Genomic DNA, 22,465 nt, shown 5'->3' on the forward strand with positions numbered 1-22,465 from the left:
CGACGCTGTGCGGCGGTGTGTCACGTGTCCGTGAACAGTAGGAAGGAGCCGTCCCCCATCCCATGTCGCGGATCCACAAATCTCCCCGCCGAGCTGTGCACCATCGACAAGCGCGCCCCGGGGTCTCCTGGGAGCCAACGAGCTGAACGCGGTACGTCGGCCGCAGCGCCCGCACGCGTCCTGGTCCGCACGGCCGGCATCGTGCACCAGACGCCGGCCGCCGCCGGGAGGCGTGTGCGCGTCGAGCAGGGCAACTCCCGTCGAGGCAGACGCCTTCCGCCTGGACGCACAGGGCAGGATCGCCGAGCACCGGGACGCCCTGCAGGCCGTCACCGCGGCCGGCGTTCAACGGCAACTCCCGGGGCCGAGAACGCACTTGCCCGCAGCGCCCGCACTCTCGGCCGGAGGGTGCGGGCGCTGCGGGCGACTGCGGGGGCGGAGATCAGAAGGGGTAGTGAGCCTGCTGGGTGGCGAGGGTGACCCAGCGGGTGTTGGAGAAGGCCTCGATGCCCCACCGTCCGCCGAAGCGACCGTAGCCGGAGGCCTTCGCCCCGCCGAAGGGGGCGTGGGGCTCGTCGGCCACGGACTGGTCGTTGATGTGCACGATGCCGGTGCGGATCCGACGGGCGACCTGGAGCCCACGGGTGGCGTTCTCGGTGATGATGCCGCAGGTCAGGCCGTTCTCGGTGTCGTTGGCGACGGCGACGGCCTCGGCGTCGTCGGTGAACGTCTCAAGGACGCAGACGGGGCCGAAGGCCTCGGCGTAGTACAGGGCCGCGTCCTTGGGGACGTCGGTGAGAACGGTCGCCGGGTGCACCGCGCCCTCCGGCTCGCCGCCGCCGGTCAGCACGGAGGCGCCCTTGGCGACGGCGTCCTCGACCAGCCCCGCCACGCGCTGCGCGGCGGCCGCGGTGACCAGCGGGCCCACCACGGTGTGCGGGTGGCTCGGGTCGCCGGCCCGCAGGGAGGCCACCTTGGCGGCGAGCTTCCCGGTGAACTCCTCGGCGAGCGAGGAGTGGACCAGGACGCGGTCGCCGGACATGCAGATCTGCCCGGAGTTCATGAACACGCTGAAGGTGACGGCGTCGACGGCGTAGTCGACGTCGGCGTCGTCCAGGACGATCACCGAGTTCTTGCCCCCGAGTTCGAGGACGGCGGGCTTCAGGTGCCGTGCGGCGTGCGTGCCGATGATCCGGCCGACGCCGGTGGAACCGGTGAAGTTGACCGCGCGCACCCGCGGGTCGGCGATCAGCACCTCCGCGATCTCGGCGGCGTCCTCGGGCGCGTTGGTGACGACGTTGAGGACCCCGTCGGGCAGTCCCGCCTCGCGCAGCACGTCGGCGATGAGCAGCCCGCACGCGATCGGCGCGTCCTCGCTCGGCTTGACGACCACGGTGTTGCCGGCGGCCAGCGGCGCGGCCACGGCGCGCGCGCCGAGGATGACCGGGGCGTTCCAGGGAGCGAACGCGGCGACGACCCCGAGGGGTTCGCGCACGGCCAGGCCGAGGGTGCCCTCCTCCTGGGCGTTCAGGACCTCCCCGCGCGGGGCGGTGACCGCGGCTGCCGCCTCGCGGAAGATGTTGGCGGCCAGGGCCACGTTGAAGTACGCCCACGGCCGGGTGCCGCCCGCCTCGTGGGCCATCAGGTCGGCCACGTCCTCGGCGCGGGCGTCCAGCAGGTCGGCGGCCCTGAGGAAGATCGCACGGCGGGCGAACGGGGCGAGGGCGGCCCAGGCGGGGAAGGCGGCGTCCGCCGCGTCCACGGCCCGGGTCACGTCCTGGGCACCGGCCGCGGCGACGGTCGCGTAGACCTCGCCGGTGTAGGGGCTGATGTCCTCGGTGACGCGGCCGGAGGCGGCGGGGACGTCCTTGCCGCCGATCAGGAGATCGCGGGTGAGAGGCATGAGAGGGCTTCTTTCGGCACGGGGCGGCCGGGAGACGGCCGCGGAAGGGGTGGGCTTCACTCGGGCATGCGGACGATCGGTTTGATGACGTCGCCCGCGTAGGAGGCGGCCAGCGCCTGCTCGATCTGGTCGAAGTCGAACCAGGACACGAGGCGGTCCATGGGGAAGCGTCCCTGGCGGTAGAGGTCGATCAGCGCGGTGATGAGCCGGGTGCTGCGGCCGCCGCCGCCCAGGACCCCGACGACCCGCTTGCCCCACAGGGTGGTGAGGTGGTCGAGGCCGAACTCGGCACCGGCGGGGGCGCCCCCGATCAGCGCGCAGGTCCCGAGCATGCCGACGGAGTCGGCGGCCTGCCGGACCACGGAGATGACGCCGGTGCACTCCAGGGCGTTGTCGGCGGGGCCGCCGCAGATGTCGTGCACGGCTGCGACCGCGTCCTGGGCGGAGGCGTCGACGGCGTGGGTGGCGCCGAGCTCGCGCGCCAGCTCCAGCCGGGCGGCGTGCCGGTCGACGGCGATGATCTTCGTGGCGCCGCTGCTGACCGCGGCCATGACCGCGGCCAGGCCCACCGATCCGACGCCGTAGACGACCAGGCTGGAGCCGGTCCGGGGGCGCAGGGTGTTCAGGACGGCGCCCGCGCCGGTCGACAGGCCGCAGGCGAGCGGGCCGAGGAGTTCGAGCGGGACGTCGTCGGGGACCTTCACCAGGCTGTTGGCCCGGGTCAGCGAGTGGGTGGCGAACGAGGACTGCCCGAAGAAGTGGGCGTGCAGCTCGCCGCCGTCCGGACGGCTCATGGCGGAGGCACGGGTGCCGGGCCGGACGCCGCCGACGAGCAGCTCACCGAGCTCCAGACAGTAACGGGGCTCGCCGTCCAGGCAGTTGCGGCACTCGCCGCACCAGGGCCAGCCGATGACGACGCGGTCGCCCTCCCGTACCGAGGTCACGCCGTCTCCGACCGCGGTGACGACACCGGCACCCTCGTGCCCGAGGACCCCGGGAGCCGGGAAGGGGAGGTCGCCGTGGCGGGCGAGGCCGTCGGTGTGGCACACGCCCGACGCGACGATCTTCACCAGGACCTCGCCGGGGCCGGGACCGTCCAGTTCCACGGGCTCGATCCGGAACGGTCCGTCCTGCTTGTCGAAGACAGCGGCCTGTATGCGCACGACGACCTCACACAACTCGGGCGATCAGCTCTGTTCGCCTGGTGAAGATCGCCCCACCAGTGCGGCGGCGTGAGTCTGCGTGCCCGGGATTCGGCCTGTCAACAGAATGCGCTGCGAATGTTCTACTGAGAGGGATCGATGTTCCGAATATTCAAACAGCCGGTCGGCGGTCAGGTTCGGGAGCGGTAGCCGAGCCGGGTGGAGATCTCCGTCGTGGCGCGGCGTAGCGGGGCCTCGAGCCGGGGCATCACCGAGTCCATGGAGGCATTCCACACCGTGAGGTGCACGGCGATGTTGACCGCCGCCACCACCTTTCCGGAGCGGTCCCGCACGGGGGCCGCGAGCGAGCGCAGACCGGCCGCGAGCTCCTCGTCGTTGAGGGCGAACCCTGTTCGGCGCACCCGGCTCAGCGCGACCATGAGCTGCTCGCGGGCGGTGATGGTCTTCGGTCCCCGGCGGGCGAGGTCGGTCCGGTCGACCAGGTCCCGCAGCACGGCCGGATCCTGATGGGCCAGCAGTACCTTGCCCATCGAGGTGCAGTAGGCGGGCAGTCGCGAGCCGACGTGCAACTGGAGCCCCATGGCGTAGGTGCCGGCGCGTCCGCTGCGGCGCCGCTCGACGTAGACGATGTCCGTGCCGTCGAGCACGGCCATGCTCACGGTGTAGCCGGTCTCGTCCGACAGCGCCTGCAGGAACGGCCCGGCGACACGGGTGATCTCCATGGAGTTGATGGCGGCGAAGCCGAGGTCGACGACCCGTGGCCCCAGGGAGTACTTCCGGGAGTCCGGGTCCTGCTGCAGGTACCCGAGCTTGGCGAGGGTGGCCACGTAGCGGTAGGCGGTGCTGCGGTTGAGGCCCACGGCGCGTCCCAGGTCGGAGATGCCCAGCACCGGGCGGTTCTCGCTGAACGAGGACAGGATGAGCAGCCCGCGTTCGAGCGACTGCGAGAAACCGGCGGCGGACGTCCGGGTGGCGGAGGCGTCGTCCGCGCCGGCCGCGGCGTCGTCGGCGTCGCCCAGGGGGACGGGCTCGTCGGACGCGGACCGAGGTCTCGATGAGGTCATGCCGCATGGTAAGCCCGAATGTTTCAGTTGTTGGAACATCGCGTTGACATCTCTGACAGCCGCTCCTAGGTTCCCCCCAACTTTGGTTCACCAGGAGGGCAAAGATGCCTACTTCTCCTATGTCCGAACCGTCCCCCGAACCCGGCAGACGCCAGATTCTGCGCACGGCGGGCCTCGGCATATCCGCGATGGCCCTGGGCAGCCCGCTGCTCGCCGCCTGCAAGGTCGGCAGCGGCGACAGCGGCAGCGGCGGCGGCAAGGACACGACGGACACACTCAAGATCGGCTTCGTCAGCCCGCGCACCGGCGCCGCGGCCGGCTTCGGTGAGCCGGACGCCTACGTCCTCGGTCTCGCCCGCAAGGCCTTCGCCGGCGGCCTGACGATCGGCGGCAAGAAGTACGCCGTCAAGATCATCGACAAGGACGGCCAGTCCAACCCGCAGCGCGGCTCCCAGGTGGCCAGCGACCTGATCAACGGCGAGGGCGTCGACCTGATGCTGACGACGTCGACACCCGAGACGGTCAACCCCGTCTCCGACGCGTGCGAGGCGGCGGGCGTTCCGTGCATCTCCACCGTCGTGCCCTGGGAGGCCTGGTACTTCGGCCGCGGCGCCAAGCCCAGCCAGAAGCAGGCCTACAAGTACACCTTCCACTTCTGCTTCGGCGTCGAGCAGTTCCATCAGGCGTACACCCACCTGTGGCCGCAGGTGAAGACCAACAAGAAGGTCGGCGTCATGTGGCCCAACGACTCGGACGGCAACGCCATCCGCGAGTCGCTGGGCCCGCTGCTGAAGAAGGACGGCTACGGGATCGTCGACCCTGGTGCCTACACCGACGGCACCAACGACTACTCCTCCCAGATCTCCCGGTTCAAGTCCGACCACTGCGAGATCTTCAACACCTTCCCCATCCCCTCGGACTTCGCCACCTTCTGGCGCCAGGCGGCCCAGCAGGGCTACAAGCCCAAGATCGTGCAGGTCGCGAAGACGGGCCTGTTCCCCTCCCAGGTGGAGGCCCTGGGCCCGCTCGGCATCGGCATCGCCGGCGGCGCCTACTGGACGCCCACCTTCCCCTACAGCTCCTCCCTCACCAAGATCTCCTCCAAGGACCTCGCCGACGGGTACCAGAAGTCCTCCGGCAAGCAGTGGACCCAGCAACTCGGCCCCAGCCTCGCCCTGTTCGACGTGGCCGCCGCAGCGCTTCAGGCAGCCACCGACCCCAGGGACAAGAAGGCCGTCGCCCAGGCCATCGGCCGGCTCGACGTCCAGACGCCGGTCGGCCGGCTGCAGTGGGGCAAGGGACCCAACGCCAACGTCGTCGCCGCCCCCATTCTCGGCGGACAGTGGGTCCAGGCCGCCAAGGGCAGCCCCTACAAGCTGGACTTCGTCCTGTGCGAGAACTCCTCCGACCCCAACGTTCCCGTCGCCGCACGCCTGCGCCCCTACACCTCATGAGCGCCCTGAGCACGCCCACGGCCGGCCCCTCCCACGAGGAGGGGCCGCAGCCCCTGCTGGTGGGCACCGGACTCGTCCTGAACTACGGGGACCTGCGCGTCCTCGACGGCGTCGACTTCCACGTCGCGCCCGGCGAAGCCGTGGGCATCGTCGGCCCCAACGGCGCCGGGAAGACCACGCTGCTCAACGCACTGGCCGGATCGGTCACCCCCGACCAGGGCAGCATCCGCATCGAGGGGCGCGACGTGACCGCCCTGCGCCCGGAACTGAGGTGCCGTCAGGGAATCGGCCGGGCCTTCCAGATCCCCCGGCCCTTCGGCGGGATGACCGTGCTGGAGAACGTCCTCGTCGGCGCGTCCTTCGGCACCCGCCTCTCGCGCCGCGCCACCCACCGGCGCTGCGTCGAAGTCCTCGAACTGTGCGGACTGATCGACCTGGCCAACCGGCGCGCCGAAGCCCTCGGACTGCTGCACAGAAAGCGCCTGGAACTGGCCCGCTCGCTGGCCACCGACCCGCGCGTCCTGCTCCTCGACGAGATCGGCGGCGGACTCACCGACGCCGAGGCCGCCCAACTCGTCACCACCGTCAAGTCCCTGCGGGAGCTGGGCATCAGCATCGTGTGGATCGAGCACATCGTCCACATCCTGGTCCAGGTCATCGACCGCCTCGTCTGCATGGACGCCGGACGCGTGCTGGCCGAGGGCGAACCCCGGGCCGTCCTGCGCGACGCCCACGTCGTCGATGCCTACCTGGGAAGGGGCGGCCGTGACTGACCTGCTGCGGATCTCCGGTCTCGTGGCCCGCCACGGGCTCCTGCACGCTGTCCGGGGCGTGTCCCTGACGGTGGCCGAGGGCGAGACGCTCGCCCTGGTCGGCGCCAACGGGGCCGGGAAATCCACCCTGTTGCGCACCGTCGCCGGCGCGCACGCGGCCGCCGAGGGCGCGGTCGTCTTCGGCGGGGACGACATCACCCACCTCGCCGCCCACCGGCGGGTGGGCCGCGGCCTCGCTCTGGTCCCCGAGGGACGCAAGCTCTTTCCCGACATGACCGTCGAGGAGAACCTCCTCGTTGCCGGCCGGCGTGCCCGGCCCGGCCAGTGGAGCGTGGACACCGTCCTCGACGCCTTCCCCCTCCTGCGTCCGCTGCGCGACAAGCGGGCCGGCAGCCTCTCCGGCGGCCAGCAGCAGGCGGCCTCGATCGGCCGGGCGCTCATGACCAATCCCCGCCTCCTGCTGGTCGACGAGGTCTCCCTCGGTCTCGCCCCGGTGGCCGTCGACGCGGTCTACGAATGCGTCGACGCCCTCATCCGCGGCGGCGCCACCCTCGTCCTGGTCGAGCAGGACCTGAGCCGGGCGATGTCCGTGGCAAACCGCGTGGTGTGCATGCTCGAGGGCCGCATCGTCCTCGACACACCCGCCGCTGACGTCACCCGCGACCAGGTCACCGACGCGTACTTCGGCCTCAACCGCGTTCCCACCACCTCCGCCCCGGTGGACACGCCCCAGGCCCATCCCACTTCGGAGCGGACATGAGCTGGATCAACGCGGTCGTCCAAGGACTCTTCCTCGGCGGCCTGTACGCCCTCTTCGCCTGCGGTCTCTCCCTGATGTTCGGCGTCATGCGGATCATCAACCTCGCCCACGGCGACCTGGCCGTCCTCGGCGCCTTCGGCGTCTGGTGGGTCTCCTCCGAGACCGGCATCTCGCCCTTCCTCGCCCTGCTGGTCGTGCTCCCGGTGATGCTCGCCCTCGGATACGCCCTGCAGCGCACCGTCCTGGCCCGCAGTCTGCGCGGGGGAGAACTCACGCCGCTGCTCACGACGTTCGGCCTCGCCATCGTCCTGCAGAACGCCCTGCTGCAGATCTTCTCGCCCGACGTGCGCTCCCTGGGGCCCTCCGTGGGCTCCCTGGCGACCGGCAGCTGGCGCCTCGCCGACCAGCTGTCCATCCCCTACCTCGGCGTACTGATCCTCGCCGTCGCCGTCACCGTGCTCGGCGGACTGCAGTTCGTACTGCGACGCACCGGCTTCGGCCGCGAGATGCGCGCCACCGCCCAGGACCCCGACACCGCGGCTCTCGTCGGCGTCCCCGCCGCATCCGTCTACGCCCGCGCCACCGCGATCGCCGTCGCGGTCGCCGCCCTGGCCGGCACCTTCCTCGCCATCCACTCCACCTTCGACGCCTCCAGCGGCCCCACCCAGCTCATCTTCGCCTTCGAGGCGGTCGTCATCGGCGGCCTGGGATCCCTGTGGGGCACGCTCGCCGGCGGCGTCGTCCTCGGCATCGCCCAGACCATCGGCGCACACATCGACCCGCAGTACTCCATCCTCGCCGGACACCTGGTCTTCCTCGTCATCCTGGCCAGCCCCCGAGGCCGGTTCATCGCCCTCCGGAGAGCGCACGCATGACCACCACCACAGCCCCCGCCCCGCCCGGCCCCTGGTCCGTCCAGCGGTCCAGCCTCGCCTCCCGCATCGGGTCGGGCAGCCTCCTCGCCCTCGCCGTCGCGCTGTTCGCGGTCCCCCAGATCCTCAGCGCCAACATCGTGCAGCAGCTCACCAGCCTGCTGATCTTCCTCGTCCTCGCCGTGATGTGGAACGCTCTGGCGGGCTACGCGGGCCTGGTGTCGGTCGGCCAGCAGACGTTCATCGGCTTCGGCGCCTACGGCACGATCCTGCTCACCCAGCACGGCATCCAGCCCTACCTCGCCGTCGTCCTGGCCTCCCTCGCCTCCGCCGTCCTGGCCGCGGCGCTGTCCCTGGTCGTACTGCGGCTGCGCGGCGGCCAGTTCGCCGTCGGCACCTGGGTGGTCGCAGAGGCGCTCGCCCTGTTCGTCATGCTCGACCAGAGTCTCGGCGGCGGCACCGGCGTGTCCCTGCAGGGGCTCAGCGGCTACGCCCCCGAGGTCCGCCGCGCGTTCACCTACTGGCTCACCCTCGCCTTCGCCGTCCTGCTGCTCGTCGCGCTCTTCCTGCTGCTGCGGCACCGCACCGGCGCGGCACTGCAGGCGATCCGGGACGACGAGGACGCCGCCGCCTCGCTCGGCGTGCGGGTGCGGCCGCTGAAGTTCATGCTGTTCGTCCTCGCCGGCTTCGGCTGCGGCGCGGCCGGCGCGCTGACCCTGGCCAACACCCTGTTCATCCAGCCCCAGTCGATCTTCGGGGTGCAGTGGTCGGCGTACATGATCTTCATGGTGCTGGTCGGCGGAATCGGGACCTTCGAGGGTCCGATCCTCGGCGCGATCCTCTTCTTCACCGTCCAGTACTTCTTCGCCGACCAGGGCGCCTGGTACCTCATCGGGCTCGGGCTGACCGCGGTCGCCTTCGCGCTCTTCCTCCCGCGAGGTCTGTGGAGCCTGCTCCATGATCGGATCCATGTCCAGTTGCTGCCGGTCGGTTACCATCTGCGGCGGCAGCCGACCGCCGCGACCGGCGCGAACCCGAGGGAGACATGACCCGGTGAACGTTCTCGACCCTGCGGCAGGAAAAGCTCCCCGACCAGCCCCTCCGATCAGGGTCGACCACTACATCGCAGGCGAGTGGACCGAGTCGCTGAGCGGAGCGACCTACCCCGACCACGACCCGTGGACGGGGACGGTGCTGGCCACGGTCGCCGCGGGAGACGCCGAGGACACCCACCGGGCGGTGGACGCCGCCCAGGCGGCGTCCACCGCATGGGCCGACGCGCTCCCCGGCGAGCGGCAGCGCATCCTGCTGCGTGCGGGCGACGTCATGGAACGCCGCCGCGAGGAGATCATGCGCCTGCTGGCCCACGAGACCGGATCCGGCCGCCACTACGCGGAGATCCAGGTCGACTTCAGCGCCGCCCTGCTGCGCCAGGCGGCCGGCCTCGCGTACACGGCCGTCGGGCAGGTGCTGCCGTCCGACCTGCCCGGAACCCGCGCCCTCGCGGTGCGGCAGCCGGTCGGGGTCGTCGCGGCCATCGCCCCCTGGAACGCTTCGCTGGTGCTGTCCGGGCGCGGCATCGTGGGTCCGATCGCGCTGGGCAACACGGTGGTGCTCAAACCGTCGGAGGAGTCCCCGGTGACCGGTGGTGCGCTGTGGGCGGAGGTCTTCGCCGAGGCAGGCCTTCCCCCCGGCGTGCTCAACGTGATCACCCATGCCCCTGGCGACGCCGGGGCCGTCGCCGACGCGCTCATCTCGCACCCCGCCGTGCGACGGGTGAACTTCACCGGCTCCACGCCCACCGGCCGCCGGCTGGCGGAGACCGCCGGCCGCCACCTCAAGCGCGTCGTCCTGCAGCTCAGCGGCCAGAACCCGCTGATCGTCCTTGCCGACGCCGACCTGCCCTACGCCGTCGACGCCGCGGTCTACGGCGCGTTCGTGCAGCAGGGGCAGGTGTGCATGTGCGCCCGCCGGATATACGTGGAGCGGCCGGTCGCCGAGGAGTTCACCCGCCTCTTCACGCAGAAGGCCGCCACGCTGCCGACCGGCGACCCGCACGACCCGCGCACCGTCATCGGCCCGGCGATCAACAAGTGGTCGCTGTCCCTCCTGGACCGCAGGGTCGAGGAGGCCGTCTCGATGGGGGCACGTCTGCTGACCGGTGGACGGGCCGAGCCCCCGTGCTATCCGGCCACCGTCCTGACCGACGTGCCCGACGAGGCCGAACTCGCCTTCGACGAGACCTTCGGGCCGGTCGTGATGCTGGAGACCGTCGACAGCGCCGACGAGGCGGTCGCCCGTGCCAACGCCTCGCGCTACGGCCTGTCGGCGGGGGTCCTCACCGGCGACGCGCACCGCGGACTGGAGATCGCCCGCCGGCTCGAGGCCGGCATGGTCCACGTCAACGACCAGCCCGTGAACGACGAGCCCCACATGCCCTTCGGCGGGATGAAGGACAGCGGCTGGGGCCGTTTCGGCACGGGTTTCGCGGTGGAGGAGTTCACGGAAACACGCTGGATCACCCTGCGCGGTGAACCGCGCGACTTCCCCTTCTGACGACGGCGGCCGGGCGGACGCACCGGGTCTTCGGGGCAGTTCGGCTTCTGTGCCGGGCCACGAGCCAAGGGGGGAGCGGCGCTGTGCCGTCCCGTTCGTCTGCCCCGGGTCTTGGAGAGGTGTACGCCCCTGAGCTGTGACTCTGTACTCCTGCGGGGCCTACCATGGGTTCGTGACCTCAGGAAACGCCGTGGTGGCGCGCAATGTGCGCCTTCTCAGAGACCAGCGGGGGCTGTCCCTGACCGAACTGGCCCGGCAGGCCGGGCTGTCGAAGCAGACCCTGTCCAATCTGGAGCAGGGGACGGGCAATCCCACCGTGGACACGTTGTTCGCCATCGCCGCCGCCCTCGGAGTGCCGGTCACCAGGCTGGTGGCCGAGCGGGAGCAGGTCATGACCGTGCAGCGGCGAGACGAGGTCGTCTGGCACGAGCACGGGGGATATGAGTCGCGTTCGCTGGATCACGTCTACGGTTCGGGAGTCATCGAGAACTACCTGGTTCGCGTCAGCCGTGATCCGCAGGGCGTGGTGAAGCCTTCCGAGCCGCATCCGGTGGGAACGCTGGAGCACCTGTACGTGATCACCGGCCGGGTGCGGGTGGGGCCACTCGACTCGTGCGTCGAGTTGTCGGCCGGCGATTTCGTGCGCTATCCGGGAGACCGTCCGCACGTCTACGAGTCCCTCGAGGGCGAATGCCTCTTGCACGTGGTGGTGAGTGTGCCGCGCGTGCAGCCCGGCACCGGGGTGACCAACCTCACCCGCACCCAGGCCAACGGCCGGCGCTGAGAGACGGCACAGGTCAGGGACGGGCCATGGCGGCGGGCCGCCGCTGCCGCGTGCGGGCCGCGATGACCGCCCGGGAGGCCTCGTGGGCCACCCGGCGCAGGGCCGGGGCGAACCGGGCCGGATCGAAGCGGGCGTCGGCGCCCGCGATGGAGAGGGCGGCCACAGGACGGCCGACCGCGCCCATGACCGGCACGGCCACGCAGGTGAGGCCTGGGGCGGCCTCCTGGTGGTCGTAGGCGATGCCGTCCTGGCGGATGCGGCCCAGCGCTGCCCGGAAACGGTCGGGGTCGGAGAGGGTGTGCTCGGTGCGCGCCGGCAGTCCCTGGGCGGTGGCCGCCTCCGCCGCGTCGTGGTCGAAGGCCAGCAGGGCCTTGCCCACGCCCGTGCAGTACGCGGGCAGCCGGGCGCCGACGTGGGAGGGCGAGTGGGCCGCGCGATGACCGTGGATCTTGCTGACGTACACGATCTCGGTGCCGTGCAGCACGGCGAGGTGCACGGTCTCGTGGGTCAGCTCGTACAGGTCCGCGAGGTACGGCATCAGCACCTCCCGCAGCAGCAGGGGAGTCGGGCCGTACGCGCGGGTACCGATGTCGAAGAGCTGGGAGCCCAGCCGGTAGTTGCTGCCGACCCGTTCGACCAGGTCGTTGCGGTGGAGGATGCCCAGCAGCCGGAAGGCGGTGGATTTGGTCAGCTGGGAGCGCCGTGCCAGCTCACTGACGCCGACCTCGCCGTCGAGTTCCGCGAGCGACTTGAGCAGCACGAGGGCCTTGTCCACCGCGGTCTGCTGGTCGCAGGCGACGGCGGGAGCGCCCTGGGGCAGGGGGCGGGCCTGATCCGGGAGAGGTGAGGGCACGGGCATAACGGGCTCCGGGTTGCATTTCAGGCGGCCATTCGGATGGACGCACGTCCAATGTAAATGACTGCTACGGCGATGTAAACGCAAACCCGACGCGACGGAAATCCTCGGCGTGCACAAGCCCCGAAAAACGGGCGGGGAGACGACCGACCTCGTCTCCCCGCCCCGACGGTCAGGACCGCGCCCTGACGATCACGCGCCGGCGGATCCCGGCCGGAGCAGATCCAGTGCGATGTCCACGATCATGTCCTCCTGACCGCCGACCAGCCCCCGCCTGCCGACCTCCAGCAGGATGCTGCGGACGTCGATGCCGTACTGCCGGGACGCGGCCTCGGCGTGCCGCAGGAAGCTGGAATAGACACCCGCGTACCCGAGGGTGAGGGTTTCGCGGTCGACCTGGACGGGACGGTCCTGCAGCGGGCGTACGAGATCGTCCGCCGCGTCCTGGAGGGCGAACAGGTCGCAACCGTGCTTCCAGCCCTGGAGATCGGCCACCGCGACGAACGGCTCGATCGGGCAGTTGCCCGCGCCCGCACCGTGCCCGGCCAGCGACGCGTCGACCCGGGTCACGCCCTCCTCCACGGCGACGACGGAGTTCGCCACGGCCAGTGAGAGGTTCTGGTGCGCGTGGATGCCGATCTGCGTCCCGGGGTTCAGCACCTCACGGTAGGCCCGGACACGTTCGCGGACGCCGTCCATGGTCAGGCGGCCGCCGGAGTCGGTGACGTACACGCAGTGCGCGCCGTAGGACTCCATCAGCTTGGCCTGCTCGGCCAGCTTCCCGGGCGGGGCCATGTGGCTGAGCATCAGGAAGCCGGAGACGTCCATGCCGAGTTCGCGGGCGGTGCCGATGTGCTGGGCGGCGACATCGGCCTCGGTGCAGTGCGTGGCGATGCGGATGGACCGTACACCGAGCGAGTAGGCGTGCTTCAGCTCGGCGATGGTGCCGATGCCGGGCAGCAACAGCGTGGTGAGCGTGGCGCGTTCGAGGACCGACGCGGCGGCCTCGATCCACTCCCAGTCGGTGTGGCTGCCAGGACCGTAGTTCAGTGAGCCGCCGGCCAGCCCGTCGCCGTGTGCCACCTCGATGGCGTCGACGCCGGCCGCGTCGAGGGCGGCGACGACACGGCGGACGTCGGCGGGCTCGATGCGGTGCCGTACGGCGTGCATACCGTCCCGGAGCGTGACGTCCTGGACGTACAGTTCGCTGGTCATGCCTGGGCCCCCTGTCGTGCGTGTTCGGCGATGCGCTCGGCGGTACGAAGGGCGGCCGAGGTCATGATGTCGAGGTTGCCGGCGTAGGCCGGGAGGTAGTGGGCGGCGCCCTCCACCTCCAGGAAGACCGAGACCCTGGTGGTCACCTCGGGCGCGTCGGCGGGCAGCAGGGTGTGCACCGGCTCGTCGGGTGGTACGGGGGTGAACTGGACGTCCTGCTTGAGCCGGTAGCCGGGGACGTACTTGGCGACCTCCGCCACCATGTCGGCGACGGAGGACCGGATGGCGTCGTGATCGGCGTCGCCGATCAGGCAGAACACCGTGTCCCGCATGATCAGCGGCGGCTCGGCCGGATTGAGCACGATGATCGCCTTGCCGCGGGCCGCGCCGCCGACCTTCTCGATCGCGGCCGAGGTGGTCTCGGTGAACTCGTCGATGTTCGCGCGGGTGCCGGGGCCCGCGGACCTGGAGGCGATGGAGGCGACGATCTCCCCGTACGCGACGGGAGTCACCCGCGCGATGGCGTGGACGACCGGGATCGTGGCCTGGCCGCCGCAGGTGACCATGTTGACGTCGTCGGCGCCGAGGTGGTCGTCGAGGTTGACCGGTGGAACGACGAACGGGCCGACCGCGGCCGGGGTCAGGTCGATGAGCGTCTTGCCGAACGGCTTCAGCCGCTCGGCGTTGGCGACGTGGGCCTTGGCCGAGGTGGCGTCGAAGACGATCTCGATGTCCTCGAAGCCGTCCATCGCGACCAGGCCCGCCACCCCCTCGGAGGTGGTGGGGACGCCGAGCCTGCGGGCGCGGGCGAGGCCGTCGGAGTCCGGGTCGATGCCGACCATCGCCGCCATCTCCAGCGTCTCCGAGAGCCGGATGACCTTGATCATCAGATCGGAGCCGATGTTGCCGGAGCCGATCACGGCCACCTTGGTCTTCTTCATGACGCGTCCTTCTCGCTGAACGTCGCGGAAACCGTGCCGAGCGCGGAGATCTCCGCCACGACGGTTTCTCCGGGGGAAACGCCGACCATGGGACCGAGCGCGCCCGACAGGACGACCTGCCCCGCGCGCAGGGGCTCCCCGTAGGCGCGAGCGGTGCGGGCCAGCCAGAGCAGCGCGGTGAGGGGGTCGCCGAGGCAGGCGGCGCCGGATCCCTCGGACACGAGGACGCCGTCGAGGAACATCCGCATGGTCGCCGCGCGCGGTTCGAACGCGTCGAGCGGCAGGCGGGTCTCCCCGAGGACGTACAGTCCGCTGGAGGCGTTGTCGGCGACCGTGTCGGTGATGGTGATGTCCCAGCCGGCGACGCGGCTGTCCACGATCTCCAGCGCGGGTGCCGCACAGGCGACCGCGGCGCGGACGTCGGCCGGGGAGATGTCGTCGCCGTCCAGGTCCGCCGCCAGGACGAAGGCGATCTCCGCCTCGGCCTTCGGCTGCAGCAGCCGGGACATGGGTACCTCGGGGTACGCCGTCACGTCCATGTCGGCGAACAGGACGCCGAAGTCGGGCTGGTCCACGCCGAGCTGCTGCTGCACCGCGGGGGAGGTGAGCCCGATCTTCCGACCGCTCACGACGGCCCCGCCGGTCAGCCGAAGCGCGGTGAGACGCCTCTGGACCTGGTAGGCGCCGTCGATGTCCACCGTGCCCAGCACATCGCGGACCGGGGCGCAGGGCTCCTGCCTGTCCGCGGCCGTGACCAGCCGGTCCACGGCGGTCCCGATCGCGGCTTCGCGCTCTGTGCGCTCTGTCATCGGGGCGGCTCCTGTTCCGCCGTGGCCACCGCGAAGCCGGCGATCCACTCGGGGACCGGCGCGTAGAAGCGGGAGGTCATGCGGTAGGGACCGGCGGCGGCCAGGGACGCGAACGCGGCGATCCAGGCGCGCACCTCGTGGGCCGAGCCGCCGCCCTCCGCGCTCATCCACTCCACGCTCCAGCCGTCCACGTCGCCGAGGCGGCCGCTCTCCAGGGTGTCGAGCACGTGGTTGTCCCACGCCGGGTTGATCGGGATCATCGTGGTCGAGCCGGCGGCGTAGTCCCGGCCGGCCTGGACGACCCGCTCCTCGCCCCGCGCCCGCTGCTCGGGCGTCGGCGGGTGGCCCTCGATGAGGGCGTCGGCGACCCGGGGCGGGGCACCGTCGAGGACCGGGACGGGCGGGTCGTGGGAGAGGCCGCCGGAGGCGAGGAACAGCACGCGGCGGTCCAGGTCCGCTGCCGCTTCGCCGATCGCGGTGCCCAGGGCGCGGATACGGCTGACGGGACCGAGCGGGGTGGCGACGCCGTTGACGAAGACCGGGACGACCGGGATCCTGTCGATGCCGCCGAACAGGACCTCCAGGGGCTGCACGAAGCCGTGGTCGACGGTCATGCGGGCCGAGACGGTCAGATCGACGCCCCGGTCGAGAACACCGCGGGCCAGGGTGCGGGCCGCTTCGGTGTCGACCGACAACGGTCCCGCGGCGGAGCCGAAGTCGCCCACCGCGTTCGCGTCGGTCGCCAGGCAGAACGGGGGCATCTCCTTGTAGAAGAAGCCGTTGTAGTGGTCGGGCGCGTACAGGACGACCAGCTCGGGGTCGAAGGCACGGACGAAGGCGCGCGCGGCGTCGACGGCGTTCTCGACGGAGCGCAGGACCTCCGGAGCCGGGTCGTTCTTGCCGATGAGGGGTGAGTGGGACAGGCCGACGGCGGCGGCGGTCATCGCGGTGCTCCTCACTGTTCGGGGGCGGGCGGTTGGATGACGAGCTTGCCGGTGAGCCGCCCGTCGATCATGAGCTGGAAGCCCTGGTGGATCTCGTCCAGCGGCAGGGTGCGGTCGATGACCGGACGCAGCCCGGTGGCATCCATCAGCTTCAGCAGGCTGACCAGCTCACTGCGGGTGCAGCCGGTCGAGCCGAGGATGCGCTGCTGGAGGTAGAAGACCCGGCCGAGGTCGGCGGGAGGGTTGGTGCCGCTGGTCGCCCCGGCGATCACGACCGTGCCGCCCGGGCGGAGCGACTTGAGCGAGTGCGACCAGGTCGCCTCGCCGACCGTCTCGACCACCACGTCCACCCGCTCGGGAACCCGCTCGCCGGTCGGTACGGCCTTGCGCGCGCCCCAGGACTCGGCCTGCGCCCGCTTGTCCGCACTGCGGCTGGTCGCGTAGACGACGGCTCCCGCGGCCACGGCGAGCTTGATCGCGGCGGAGGCGACGCCACCCCCGGCCCCCTGGACGAGCACCCGGTCGCCGGCGCGGATGCCCGCCTGGGTGAACAGCATGCGATAGGCGGTGCCCCAGGCGACCGGGAGACAGGCGGCCTCGGCGAAGGTGAGCCAGGCCGGCTTGGGGATGAGATTGCGGGTGGGCACGGACAGGTACTCGGCGAACGCGCCGTTGTGCTGCTCGGACAGCAGGGCCCGTCGCGGGTCGAGGGTCTCGTCGCCGAGGCCGGCGTCCGGGTCGGCGATCACCGGGTGGACGAGGACCTCGTTGCCGTCCTCGTCGTATCCGGCGGCATCGCAGCCGAGGACGATGGGCAGCCGCTCAGGAGGATGGCCCACCCCGCGCAGGGTCCACAGATCGTGCATGTTGAGGGAGGAAGCGACCACGCGGACCGTGGACCATCCGGGGCGCGGCTCAGGCTTGGGGATGTCTTCCGTCACGAGCCCCGACAACGGGTCGGTCGCGCTCTGGGAGACGGCGATTGCGGCAAGCATGGGAGCACGCTCTCCCGAGGGCGCCCAGGTCCGACAGCCGGTGTGCCACTCTGCGGCACGACGCGTGGCACACCTCTTCGCCCCTGTTGTTGCCTTTGCCCATGACCTCGACGAACGAACCCCAGGGCGCGGCCACGGCGGCCCCGCACGGGGCCCTGCGGCGCCCGGCGGACCTGGGACGGAACATCGACGTCTCCGGGCTCGTGGACACCGAGGGCGGACTGCTGGACCGCGTCATCTTCACCGACCAGCAGCTCTACCGGCAGGAACTGCGCCGTGTCTTCGCGCCGAGCTGGCTGTTCCTCGCGCACACCGACCAGTTCCACAAGCCCGGCGACTTCTTCACCACGTACATGGGTGAGGACCCGGTCATCGTCACCCTCGACCGTGACCGGCGGATCCGTGCCTACCTGAACTCCTGCCGCCACCGTGGCGCCCGCGTCTGCCGCGCGGACTCCGGCACCACCCGCAACTTCACCTGCACCTACCACGGCTGGTCCTTCAACCTGGACGGGGCGCTGATCAGCGTGCCCAACAAGGACGGCTACCCCGACGCCTTCGACGAGGGGAAGTGGGGCCTGGTGGAGGTGCCCCACGTGGAGACCTACCACGGTCTGGTCTTCGGCACCTGGAACCCGGACCCCGTGCCGCTGCGGGAGTCGCTGGGCGACATGGCCTGGTACATGGACGCCATGCTCGACCACGACGAGGAGGGCACGGTCGTCGTCGGCGGGGTCCACAAGTGGGTCCTGGAGGGCAACTGGAAGCTGGCGGCCGAGCAGTTCGCCACCGACTGGTACCACGTGAACATGAGCCACGCCTCGGCACTGATGGTCCTCGCGCCGCCCGGCAAGAAGCCCAAGGAAGAGGTCGTGCACCGCACCGGCCGCCAGTACTCCGACGCCAACGGCAACGGCGCGGGCTTCCCGGTCCACCCCAGGAACCGCTTCGACGCGCAGACCGTGCACCAGTGGATGGACTACGACGCGCTGCGTGAGCGGCTGGGCGAGGCCCGGGTCGAGGGTCCGCTGACCAACGGGCACGCCACCGTCTTCCCCAACTTCTCCTACCTCCCGGTCAACGGCTCGATCCGGGTCTGGCACCCCAAGGGCCCGGACAAGATGGAGGTCTGGGCCTGGACCATCGTCGACAAGTCCATGCCCGAGGACGTCCGCGAGGCCCAGCGCCTCTACAACCTGCGGACGTTCGGCCCCAGCGGCATCTTCGAGCAGGACGACGGCGAGAACTGGAGCGAGGTGCAGGCCATCTCGCACGGCTTCATCACCAACGGTGTCGCCCTGAACTACCAGATGGGGCTGGGCTCGGAACGCGAGGACGGCCGTTACCCGGGCCGGACCAGCGAGCTGTACAGCGACGCGGGCGGACGCGCCTTCTACGGGCGCTGGCGCGAACTGATGAACACCGCCGCCTGGCACGAGGAGAAGAAGTGAGCAACGGAATCCGCGTCGCGTCCCTGGACGACATCCCCCAGGGCGAGGGAATCGCCGTCGACAAGGCGATCACCGGCACCTCGGACAACATCGCCCTGCTGCGCGACACCGACGACAGCGTCTACGCGCTCGACGACACCTGCACCCACGAGACCGCCTCCCTCGCGGACGGCTGGGTGGAAGACGGCTTCGTGGAGTGTCCGCTGCACTCCAGCAAGTTCTGCCTGAAGAGCGGCGAGGTCCAGGGCCTGCCCGCGACGAGGAACGCCTGCCCGCACCGGGTCGAGGTCCGTGACGGCGAGGTCTACCTCTTCCCGGGAGAGACGCCGTGACCGAACGCGTGGTGATCGTCGGCGGCGGCGTCGCCGGCGTCAGTACGGCCGCGTCCCTGCGCTCCGGCGGCTTCGAGGGCGAGGTGACCCTCGTCGACCTCGGTGAGTTCCCGTACGACCGGCCGCCCCTGTCGAAGGACTTCCTGGCCGGCGCCAAGGACATCAAGCAGATCGCGCTGCAGCAGTCCCAGTGGTACGACGACCAGCGGATACGGCTGATCAACCGGACGGCCGTCACCGCGCTGCGGCCACGGGAGGCAGCCGTCGAGCTCGCGGACGGCCACCTGCTGCCCGCGGACCGCGTCGTCCTCGCGACCGGCGGTGGCGCGGCCCGTCCGCCGGTCCCGGGCATCGACAGCGAGCGCGTCCATGTGCTCCGCACGGCGGACGACGCCGACCGGCTGCGCCCGTCCCTCGTGCCGGGCGCCCGGCTGCTCGTCGTCGGCGCCGGCCTGATCGGCGCCGAGGTCGCCTCCACCGCCGTACGCCTGGGCTGCCGGGTCGACCTGGTCGATCCCGTGGCCGTTCCGCTGGCCGGCGCACTCGGCCCCGAGCTGGGCGCCTGGCTGCACGGGCTGCACGCCGCGCACGGCGTCACCACCGTCCAGGCATCCGTGGAGTCCTTCGAGGAGCGCCGCACCGGCATCGAGGCGACGCTCACCACATCCGCCGCACCGCGGTTGTACGACGCCGTCGTCCTCGGTGTCGGCATGGTGCCGTGCACCGAACTCGCCCAGGCTGCCGGTCTCGAGGTGGACCGCGGCATCGTGGTCGACGAGCGGCGGACCACCTCCCATCCGGCCGTGCTGGCCGTCGGCGACCCGGCCCGAGTCCGCCGGGGCGGTGTCCTCCAGCCGCGTACCGAGCACTGGGAGGCCGCCCGCCACGACGGTGCCCGCGCGGCCGCCACCCTCCTCGGCACCGCGCCGCCCGAGGAGACGGTGTCCTGGTTCTGGACGGACCGGCACGCACGTCATGTGGAGGCGGTCGGCCACATGGACGCCGCCACGCACACGGTCGTGCGCGGTTCCTTCGACGGGCCGTCCTGCGCGGTCTTCGGCCTGCGCGACGGGCTTGTCGTCGCCGCCGCCTCCGTCGACGACCCGTCGGCCGTACGCGCGGCGCGCCGCATGATCGACCGCCGCCTCCCCGTCGACGCGGCCCGGCTGGCCGATACGTCCGTGAAGCCGCGCGACCTGCTGCGGGGCTGATGTGCCGCCCAGCGGCACAGCCCGTACCACCCCGGCCCGGAGAAGGGATCGAATGACACCGTGAGTACAGCCCCCGAGCAGATCCGGTCGCGTGCGGGAGAGCGCGCCGACCGGGACACGCACTTCGAGGTCGAGCAGTTCTACTATGAAGAGGCCGCCCTCCTCGACGACGGCCGCTACGCCGACTGGCTCGACATGCTCGCCGACGACCTCGACTACTGGATGCCCACCCGCACCAACCGGCTGCGGCGCCAGCAGGCGCTGTCCGTGGCCGCACGAGGCGAGGCCGCCTTCTACGACGAGACCAGGGAGAGCCTCGCCTGGCGCATCCGGCGGTTCGACTCCGGGATGGCCTGGTCCGAGGACCCGCCCTCGCGGACCCGCCATCTGGTCACGAACGTGATGGTCCGGCACGTGGACCCGGCCGACCACGACGGGTTCACCGAGAACGACCTGTGGGTGCGGTCCGCGTTCCTGGTCTACCGCAACCGGCTGGAGCGCGAGGAGAACGTCTTCGCCGGCGGCCGCACCGACATCCTGCGCCGCACGGGTGACGGAGGCCTCCAGGTCGCGCGCCGCACCATCCTCCTCGACCAGAACATCCTCCAGGCCAAGAACATCTCGACCTTCTTCTGAACGTGCCTCTCCGATGGGAACATCCGTGACCGACCTCGAACTCAAGCGTCATCGCGTGACCACCTCACTCGGTGAGATCGCCGTCGCCGAAACCGGCGAGGGGCCCGTGCTGGTGATGCTGCACGGCGGCGGGCCCGGCGCCGGCGGCGTCAGCAACTACCAGCAGAACCTTCCCGCGCTCGCCGAGCACTTCCGGGTGATCCTGCCGGACCAGCCCGGCTTCGGCGGCAGCTACCGTCCCACGGAGGAGGACCTCCGGCAGCGGTCCATCACCGAGATCACGGTGGACGCCCTGTACCAGGCCCTCGACTCACTCGGCATCGGCACCTTCCACCTGCTCGGCAACAGCCTGGGCGGAGCGGCCGCCATCGCGATGGCGCAGCAGCGCCCGGACCGGGTCACCCGCCTCGTCCTGATGGCACCCGGCGGCGGCTGGCTGCCCTTCGGTCCCACACCCACCGAGGGACAGAAGGAGATGTTCCGCTACTACAACGGCGGCGGCCCCAGCGAGAAGAAGATGGCCGCGTTCATCCGCACCATGGTCTACGACCACAAGCAGTTCGGCGAGGACGTCGTCCGGACCCGTTACGAGTCCTCCCTCGACGAGAGCCACGTCGCCTTCTACCACCTGTACAACGCCGCGTTCGCCAGGCGCGGCGGCATGGACCCCCTCTGGCGCGACCTGCACAGGATCAAGGCGCCGACCCTGCTGCTCTGGGGCCGGGACGACCGCACCATCACCCTCGACGGCGCCCAGCTGATGCTCAAGCAGATCCGGGACGTCCAGCTGCACGTGTTCGGCAAGTGCGGTCACTGGGTGCAGCTGGAGCGGCAGCCCGAGTTCGACCGGATGGTCACCGACTTCCTCACGCGGGACGCGTCATGAGCGGCGGCTGGCTGGAGGGCTACGCGACCCTGATCACCGGCGGCGGCTCGGGCATCGGGCGGGCCGTGGCGGAGCGCTTCCTCGCCGAGGGAGCCTCGGTCACCGTCCTCGGCCGCGACAGGACCCGGCTCGACGAGGTCGTCCAGGCGGCGCCCGACCCCTCCCGGATCCACGCCGTCGAGGCCGACGTGCGCGACTCGGCCGCCCTGCACGCCGCTGTCGCCGAGACGGTGGACCGCTTCGGCAAGCTCGACACGCTCGTCACGAACGCGGGCCTGTGGGACTACCAGCGCCAGCTCACCCGGCTCAGCCCCGAGGAACTGGACTCCACCTTCGACGAGATCTTCTCCGTCAACGTCAAGGGATACGCGCTCGCCGCGGAGGCCGCCTGGCGGGAGCTGGTCAAAACCCGCGGCAGCATCGTCATGACGCTGTCCAACGCCTCCTTCTACGTCAACGGCGGCGGCCCCCTCTACACCGCCAGCAAGCACGCATGCCTGGGACTGATGCGTGAGCTCGCCTACGAACTGGCCCCGAAGGTCCGGGTCAACGGCGTGGCCTGCGGCGGCATGAACACCGACCTGCGCGGCCCCGAGTCACTGGCGCTCGCCGGCCGTTCGATCTCGACGTCGTTCGCGAAGAAGGCACCCGACTCCCCGCCACCGCCCATCCCGCTGCACGACTCCAGCACGGACCCCCGTGACTTCACCGGGTCCTATGTGCTGCTCGCCTCCAGTGCCCAGAGCGGTCCGATCACCGGGCACGCGATCAATGCCGACGGCGGCATCGGCGTACGCGGGTTCGCGACCGCCGCCGGCGGCGACCACCTCTGACACTCGACAACGCTAGACGTAGCTCAA

The 22,465-nt window shown here is 71.2% G+C and carries 22 protein-coding genes; 13 read left to right on the forward strand and 9 right to left on the reverse strand.

The window, feature by feature from the left end; all coding sequences use genetic code 11:
* Positions 1 to 442: 442 nt before the first annotated feature.
* From LQ326_RS03615 to LQ326_RS03625, 3 genes are all read right to left on the reverse strand, one after another.
* A complete protein-coding gene (locus LQ326_RS03615) occupies positions 443 to 1,903 on the reverse strand; it encodes an aldehyde dehydrogenase family protein (protein WP_234532291.1) in 1,461 nt (486 codons plus the stop codon).
* Between the two features lie 56 nt (positions 1,904 to 1,959).
* Positions 1,960 to 3,066: an NAD(P)-dependent alcohol dehydrogenase gene (locus LQ326_RS03620; RefSeq protein WP_234532293.1), complete on the reverse strand. Its 1,107-nt coding sequence runs from the start codon at positions 3,064 to 3,066 to the stop codon at positions 1,960 to 1,962.
* Between the two features lie 170 nt (positions 3,067 to 3,236).
* A complete protein-coding gene (locus tag LQ326_RS03625; RefSeq protein WP_234532295.1) occupies positions 3,237 to 4,130 on the reverse strand; it encodes an IclR family transcriptional regulator in 894 nt (297 codons plus the stop codon).
* A gap of 104 nt (positions 4,131 to 4,234) precedes the next feature.
* Here LQ326_RS03625 and LQ326_RS03630 point away from each other — a divergent pair, with 104 nt between their 5' ends.
* The 7 genes from LQ326_RS03630 to LQ326_RS03660 all read left to right on the forward strand — a co-directional run bounded on the left by LQ326_RS03630 (position 4,235) and on the right by LQ326_RS03660 (position 11,329).
* Positions 4,235 to 5,584, forward strand: a complete 1,350-nt coding sequence (locus LQ326_RS03630) for an ABC transporter substrate-binding protein (RefSeq protein ID WP_234532297.1) — start codon at positions 4,235 to 4,237, stop codon at positions 5,582 to 5,584.
* A complete protein-coding gene (locus LQ326_RS03635; protein ID WP_234532299.1) occupies positions 5,581 to 6,357 on the forward strand; it encodes an ABC transporter ATP-binding protein in 777 nt (258 codons plus the stop codon). The genes LQ326_RS03630 and LQ326_RS03635 overlap by 4 nt, the downstream gene beginning before the upstream one ends.
* On the forward strand, positions 6,350 to 7,117 hold the full coding sequence (locus LQ326_RS03640; RefSeq protein ID WP_234532301.1) for an ABC transporter ATP-binding protein: 768 nt from the start codon (positions 6,350 to 6,352) through the stop codon (positions 7,115 to 7,117). Before LQ326_RS03635 ends, LQ326_RS03640 begins: the two co-directional genes overlap by 8 nt.
* Positions 7,114 to 7,992 carry a branched-chain amino acid ABC transporter permease gene (locus LQ326_RS03645; RefSeq protein ID WP_234532303.1) on the forward strand — a complete coding sequence of 293 codons (879 nt, stop codon included), beginning with the start codon at positions 7,114 to 7,116 and terminating at the stop codon, positions 7,990 to 7,992. The genes LQ326_RS03640 and LQ326_RS03645 overlap by 4 nt, the downstream gene beginning before the upstream one ends.
* A complete protein-coding gene (locus LQ326_RS03650) occupies positions 7,989 to 9,038 on the forward strand; it encodes a branched-chain amino acid ABC transporter permease (protein WP_234532305.1) in 1,050 nt (349 codons plus the stop codon). Before LQ326_RS03645 ends, LQ326_RS03650 begins: the two co-directional genes overlap by 4 nt.
* Positions 9,039 to 9,042: 4 nt before the next feature.
* The gene (locus LQ326_RS03655; RefSeq protein WP_234532307.1) at positions 9,043 to 10,545 is read left to right on the forward strand and encodes an aldehyde dehydrogenase family protein; all 1,503 of its coding nucleotides are present in this window, start codon (positions 9,043 to 9,045) and stop codon (positions 10,543 to 10,545) included.
* Between the two features lie 172 nt (positions 10,546 to 10,717).
* A complete protein-coding gene (locus LQ326_RS03660; RefSeq protein ID WP_234532309.1) occupies positions 10,718 to 11,329 on the forward strand; it encodes a helix-turn-helix domain-containing protein in 612 nt (203 codons plus the stop codon).
* Between the two features lie 13 nt (positions 11,330 to 11,342).
* On the opposite strand, the gene LQ326_RS03665 is transcribed toward LQ326_RS03660, so the two are convergent.
* The 6 genes from LQ326_RS03665 to LQ326_RS03690 form a co-directional block, all read right to left on the reverse strand.
* The gene (locus tag LQ326_RS03665) at positions 11,343 to 12,188 is read right to left on the reverse strand and encodes an IclR family transcriptional regulator (protein ID WP_372496718.1); all 846 of its coding nucleotides are present in this window, start codon (positions 12,186 to 12,188) and stop codon (positions 11,343 to 11,345) included.
* A gap of 189 nt (positions 12,189 to 12,377) precedes the next feature.
* Positions 12,378 to 13,400, reverse strand: a complete 1,023-nt coding sequence (gene dmpG / locus LQ326_RS03670) for a 4-hydroxy-2-oxovalerate aldolase (RefSeq protein WP_234532313.1) — start codon at positions 13,398 to 13,400, stop codon at positions 12,378 to 12,380.
* On the reverse strand, positions 13,397 to 14,341 hold the full coding sequence (locus LQ326_RS03675; RefSeq protein ID WP_234532324.1) for an acetaldehyde dehydrogenase (acetylating): 945 nt from the start codon (positions 14,339 to 14,341) through the stop codon (positions 13,397 to 13,399). Before LQ326_RS03675 ends, dmpG begins: the two co-directional genes overlap by 4 nt.
* The gene (locus LQ326_RS03680; RefSeq protein WP_234532333.1) at positions 14,338 to 15,150 is read right to left on the reverse strand and encodes a 2-keto-4-pentenoate hydratase; all 813 of its coding nucleotides are present in this window, start codon (positions 15,148 to 15,150) and stop codon (positions 14,338 to 14,340) included. The genes LQ326_RS03675 and LQ326_RS03680 overlap by 4 nt, the downstream gene beginning before the upstream one ends.
* On the reverse strand, positions 15,147 to 16,094 hold the full coding sequence (locus LQ326_RS03685; RefSeq protein WP_234532336.1) for a 3-carboxyethylcatechol 2,3-dioxygenase: 948 nt from the start codon (positions 16,092 to 16,094) through the stop codon (positions 15,147 to 15,149). The genes LQ326_RS03680 and LQ326_RS03685 overlap by 4 nt, the downstream gene beginning before the upstream one ends.
* Before the next feature lie 11 nt (positions 16,095 to 16,105).
* Positions 16,106 to 17,089 carry a zinc-binding dehydrogenase gene (locus LQ326_RS03690; RefSeq protein WP_234532346.1) on the reverse strand — a complete coding sequence of 328 codons (984 nt, stop codon included), beginning with the start codon at positions 17,087 to 17,089 and terminating at the stop codon, positions 16,106 to 16,108.
* 101 nt (positions 17,090 to 17,190) lie between these two features.
* On the opposite strand from LQ326_RS03690, the gene LQ326_RS03695 reads away from it, so the two are divergent.
* The 6 genes from LQ326_RS03695 to hcaB are packed head-to-tail and all read left to right on the forward strand — an operon-like array spanning position 17,191 to position 22,438.
* Positions 17,191 to 18,540, forward strand: a complete 1,350-nt coding sequence (locus tag LQ326_RS03695; protein WP_234532349.1) for an aromatic ring-hydroxylating dioxygenase subunit alpha — start codon at positions 17,191 to 17,193, stop codon at positions 18,538 to 18,540.
* Positions 18,537 to 18,872: a non-heme iron oxygenase ferredoxin subunit gene (locus tag LQ326_RS03700; protein ID WP_181808406.1), complete on the forward strand. Its 336-nt coding sequence runs from the start codon at positions 18,537 to 18,539 to the stop codon at positions 18,870 to 18,872. Before LQ326_RS03695 ends, LQ326_RS03700 begins: the two co-directional genes overlap by 4 nt.
* On the forward strand, positions 18,869 to 20,083 hold the full coding sequence (locus LQ326_RS03705; protein ID WP_234532357.1) for an NAD(P)/FAD-dependent oxidoreductase: 1,215 nt from the start codon (positions 18,869 to 18,871) through the stop codon (positions 20,081 to 20,083). Before LQ326_RS03700 ends, LQ326_RS03705 begins: the two co-directional genes overlap by 4 nt.
* Positions 20,084 to 20,143: 60 nt before the next feature.
* Positions 20,144 to 20,719 (forward strand): 3-phenylpropionate/cinnamic acid dioxygenase subunit beta, encoded by a 576-nt coding sequence (locus LQ326_RS03710; RefSeq protein WP_234532359.1) that lies wholly within the window; start codon positions 20,144 to 20,146, stop codon positions 20,717 to 20,719.
* A 25-nt stretch (positions 20,720 to 20,744) separates the two neighbouring features.
* Positions 20,745 to 21,605, forward strand: a complete 861-nt coding sequence (locus tag LQ326_RS03715) for an alpha/beta fold hydrolase (RefSeq protein ID WP_234532361.1) — start codon at positions 20,745 to 20,747, stop codon at positions 21,603 to 21,605.
* Positions 21,602 to 22,438, forward strand: coding sequence for a 3-(cis-5,6-dihydroxycyclohexa-1,3-dien-1-yl)propanoate dehydrogenase (hcaB, locus tag LQ326_RS03720; protein ID WP_234532363.1), 837 nt, complete (start codon positions 21,602 to 21,604; stop codon positions 22,436 to 22,438). Before LQ326_RS03715 ends, hcaB begins: the two co-directional genes overlap by 4 nt.
* Positions 22,439 to 22,465 lie beyond the last annotated feature (27 nt).

This window comes from Streptomyces shenzhenensis (assembly GCF_021462265.1).
Lineage (GTDB): Bacteria > Actinomycetota > Actinomycetes > Streptomycetales > Streptomycetaceae > Streptomyces > Streptomyces shenzhenensis.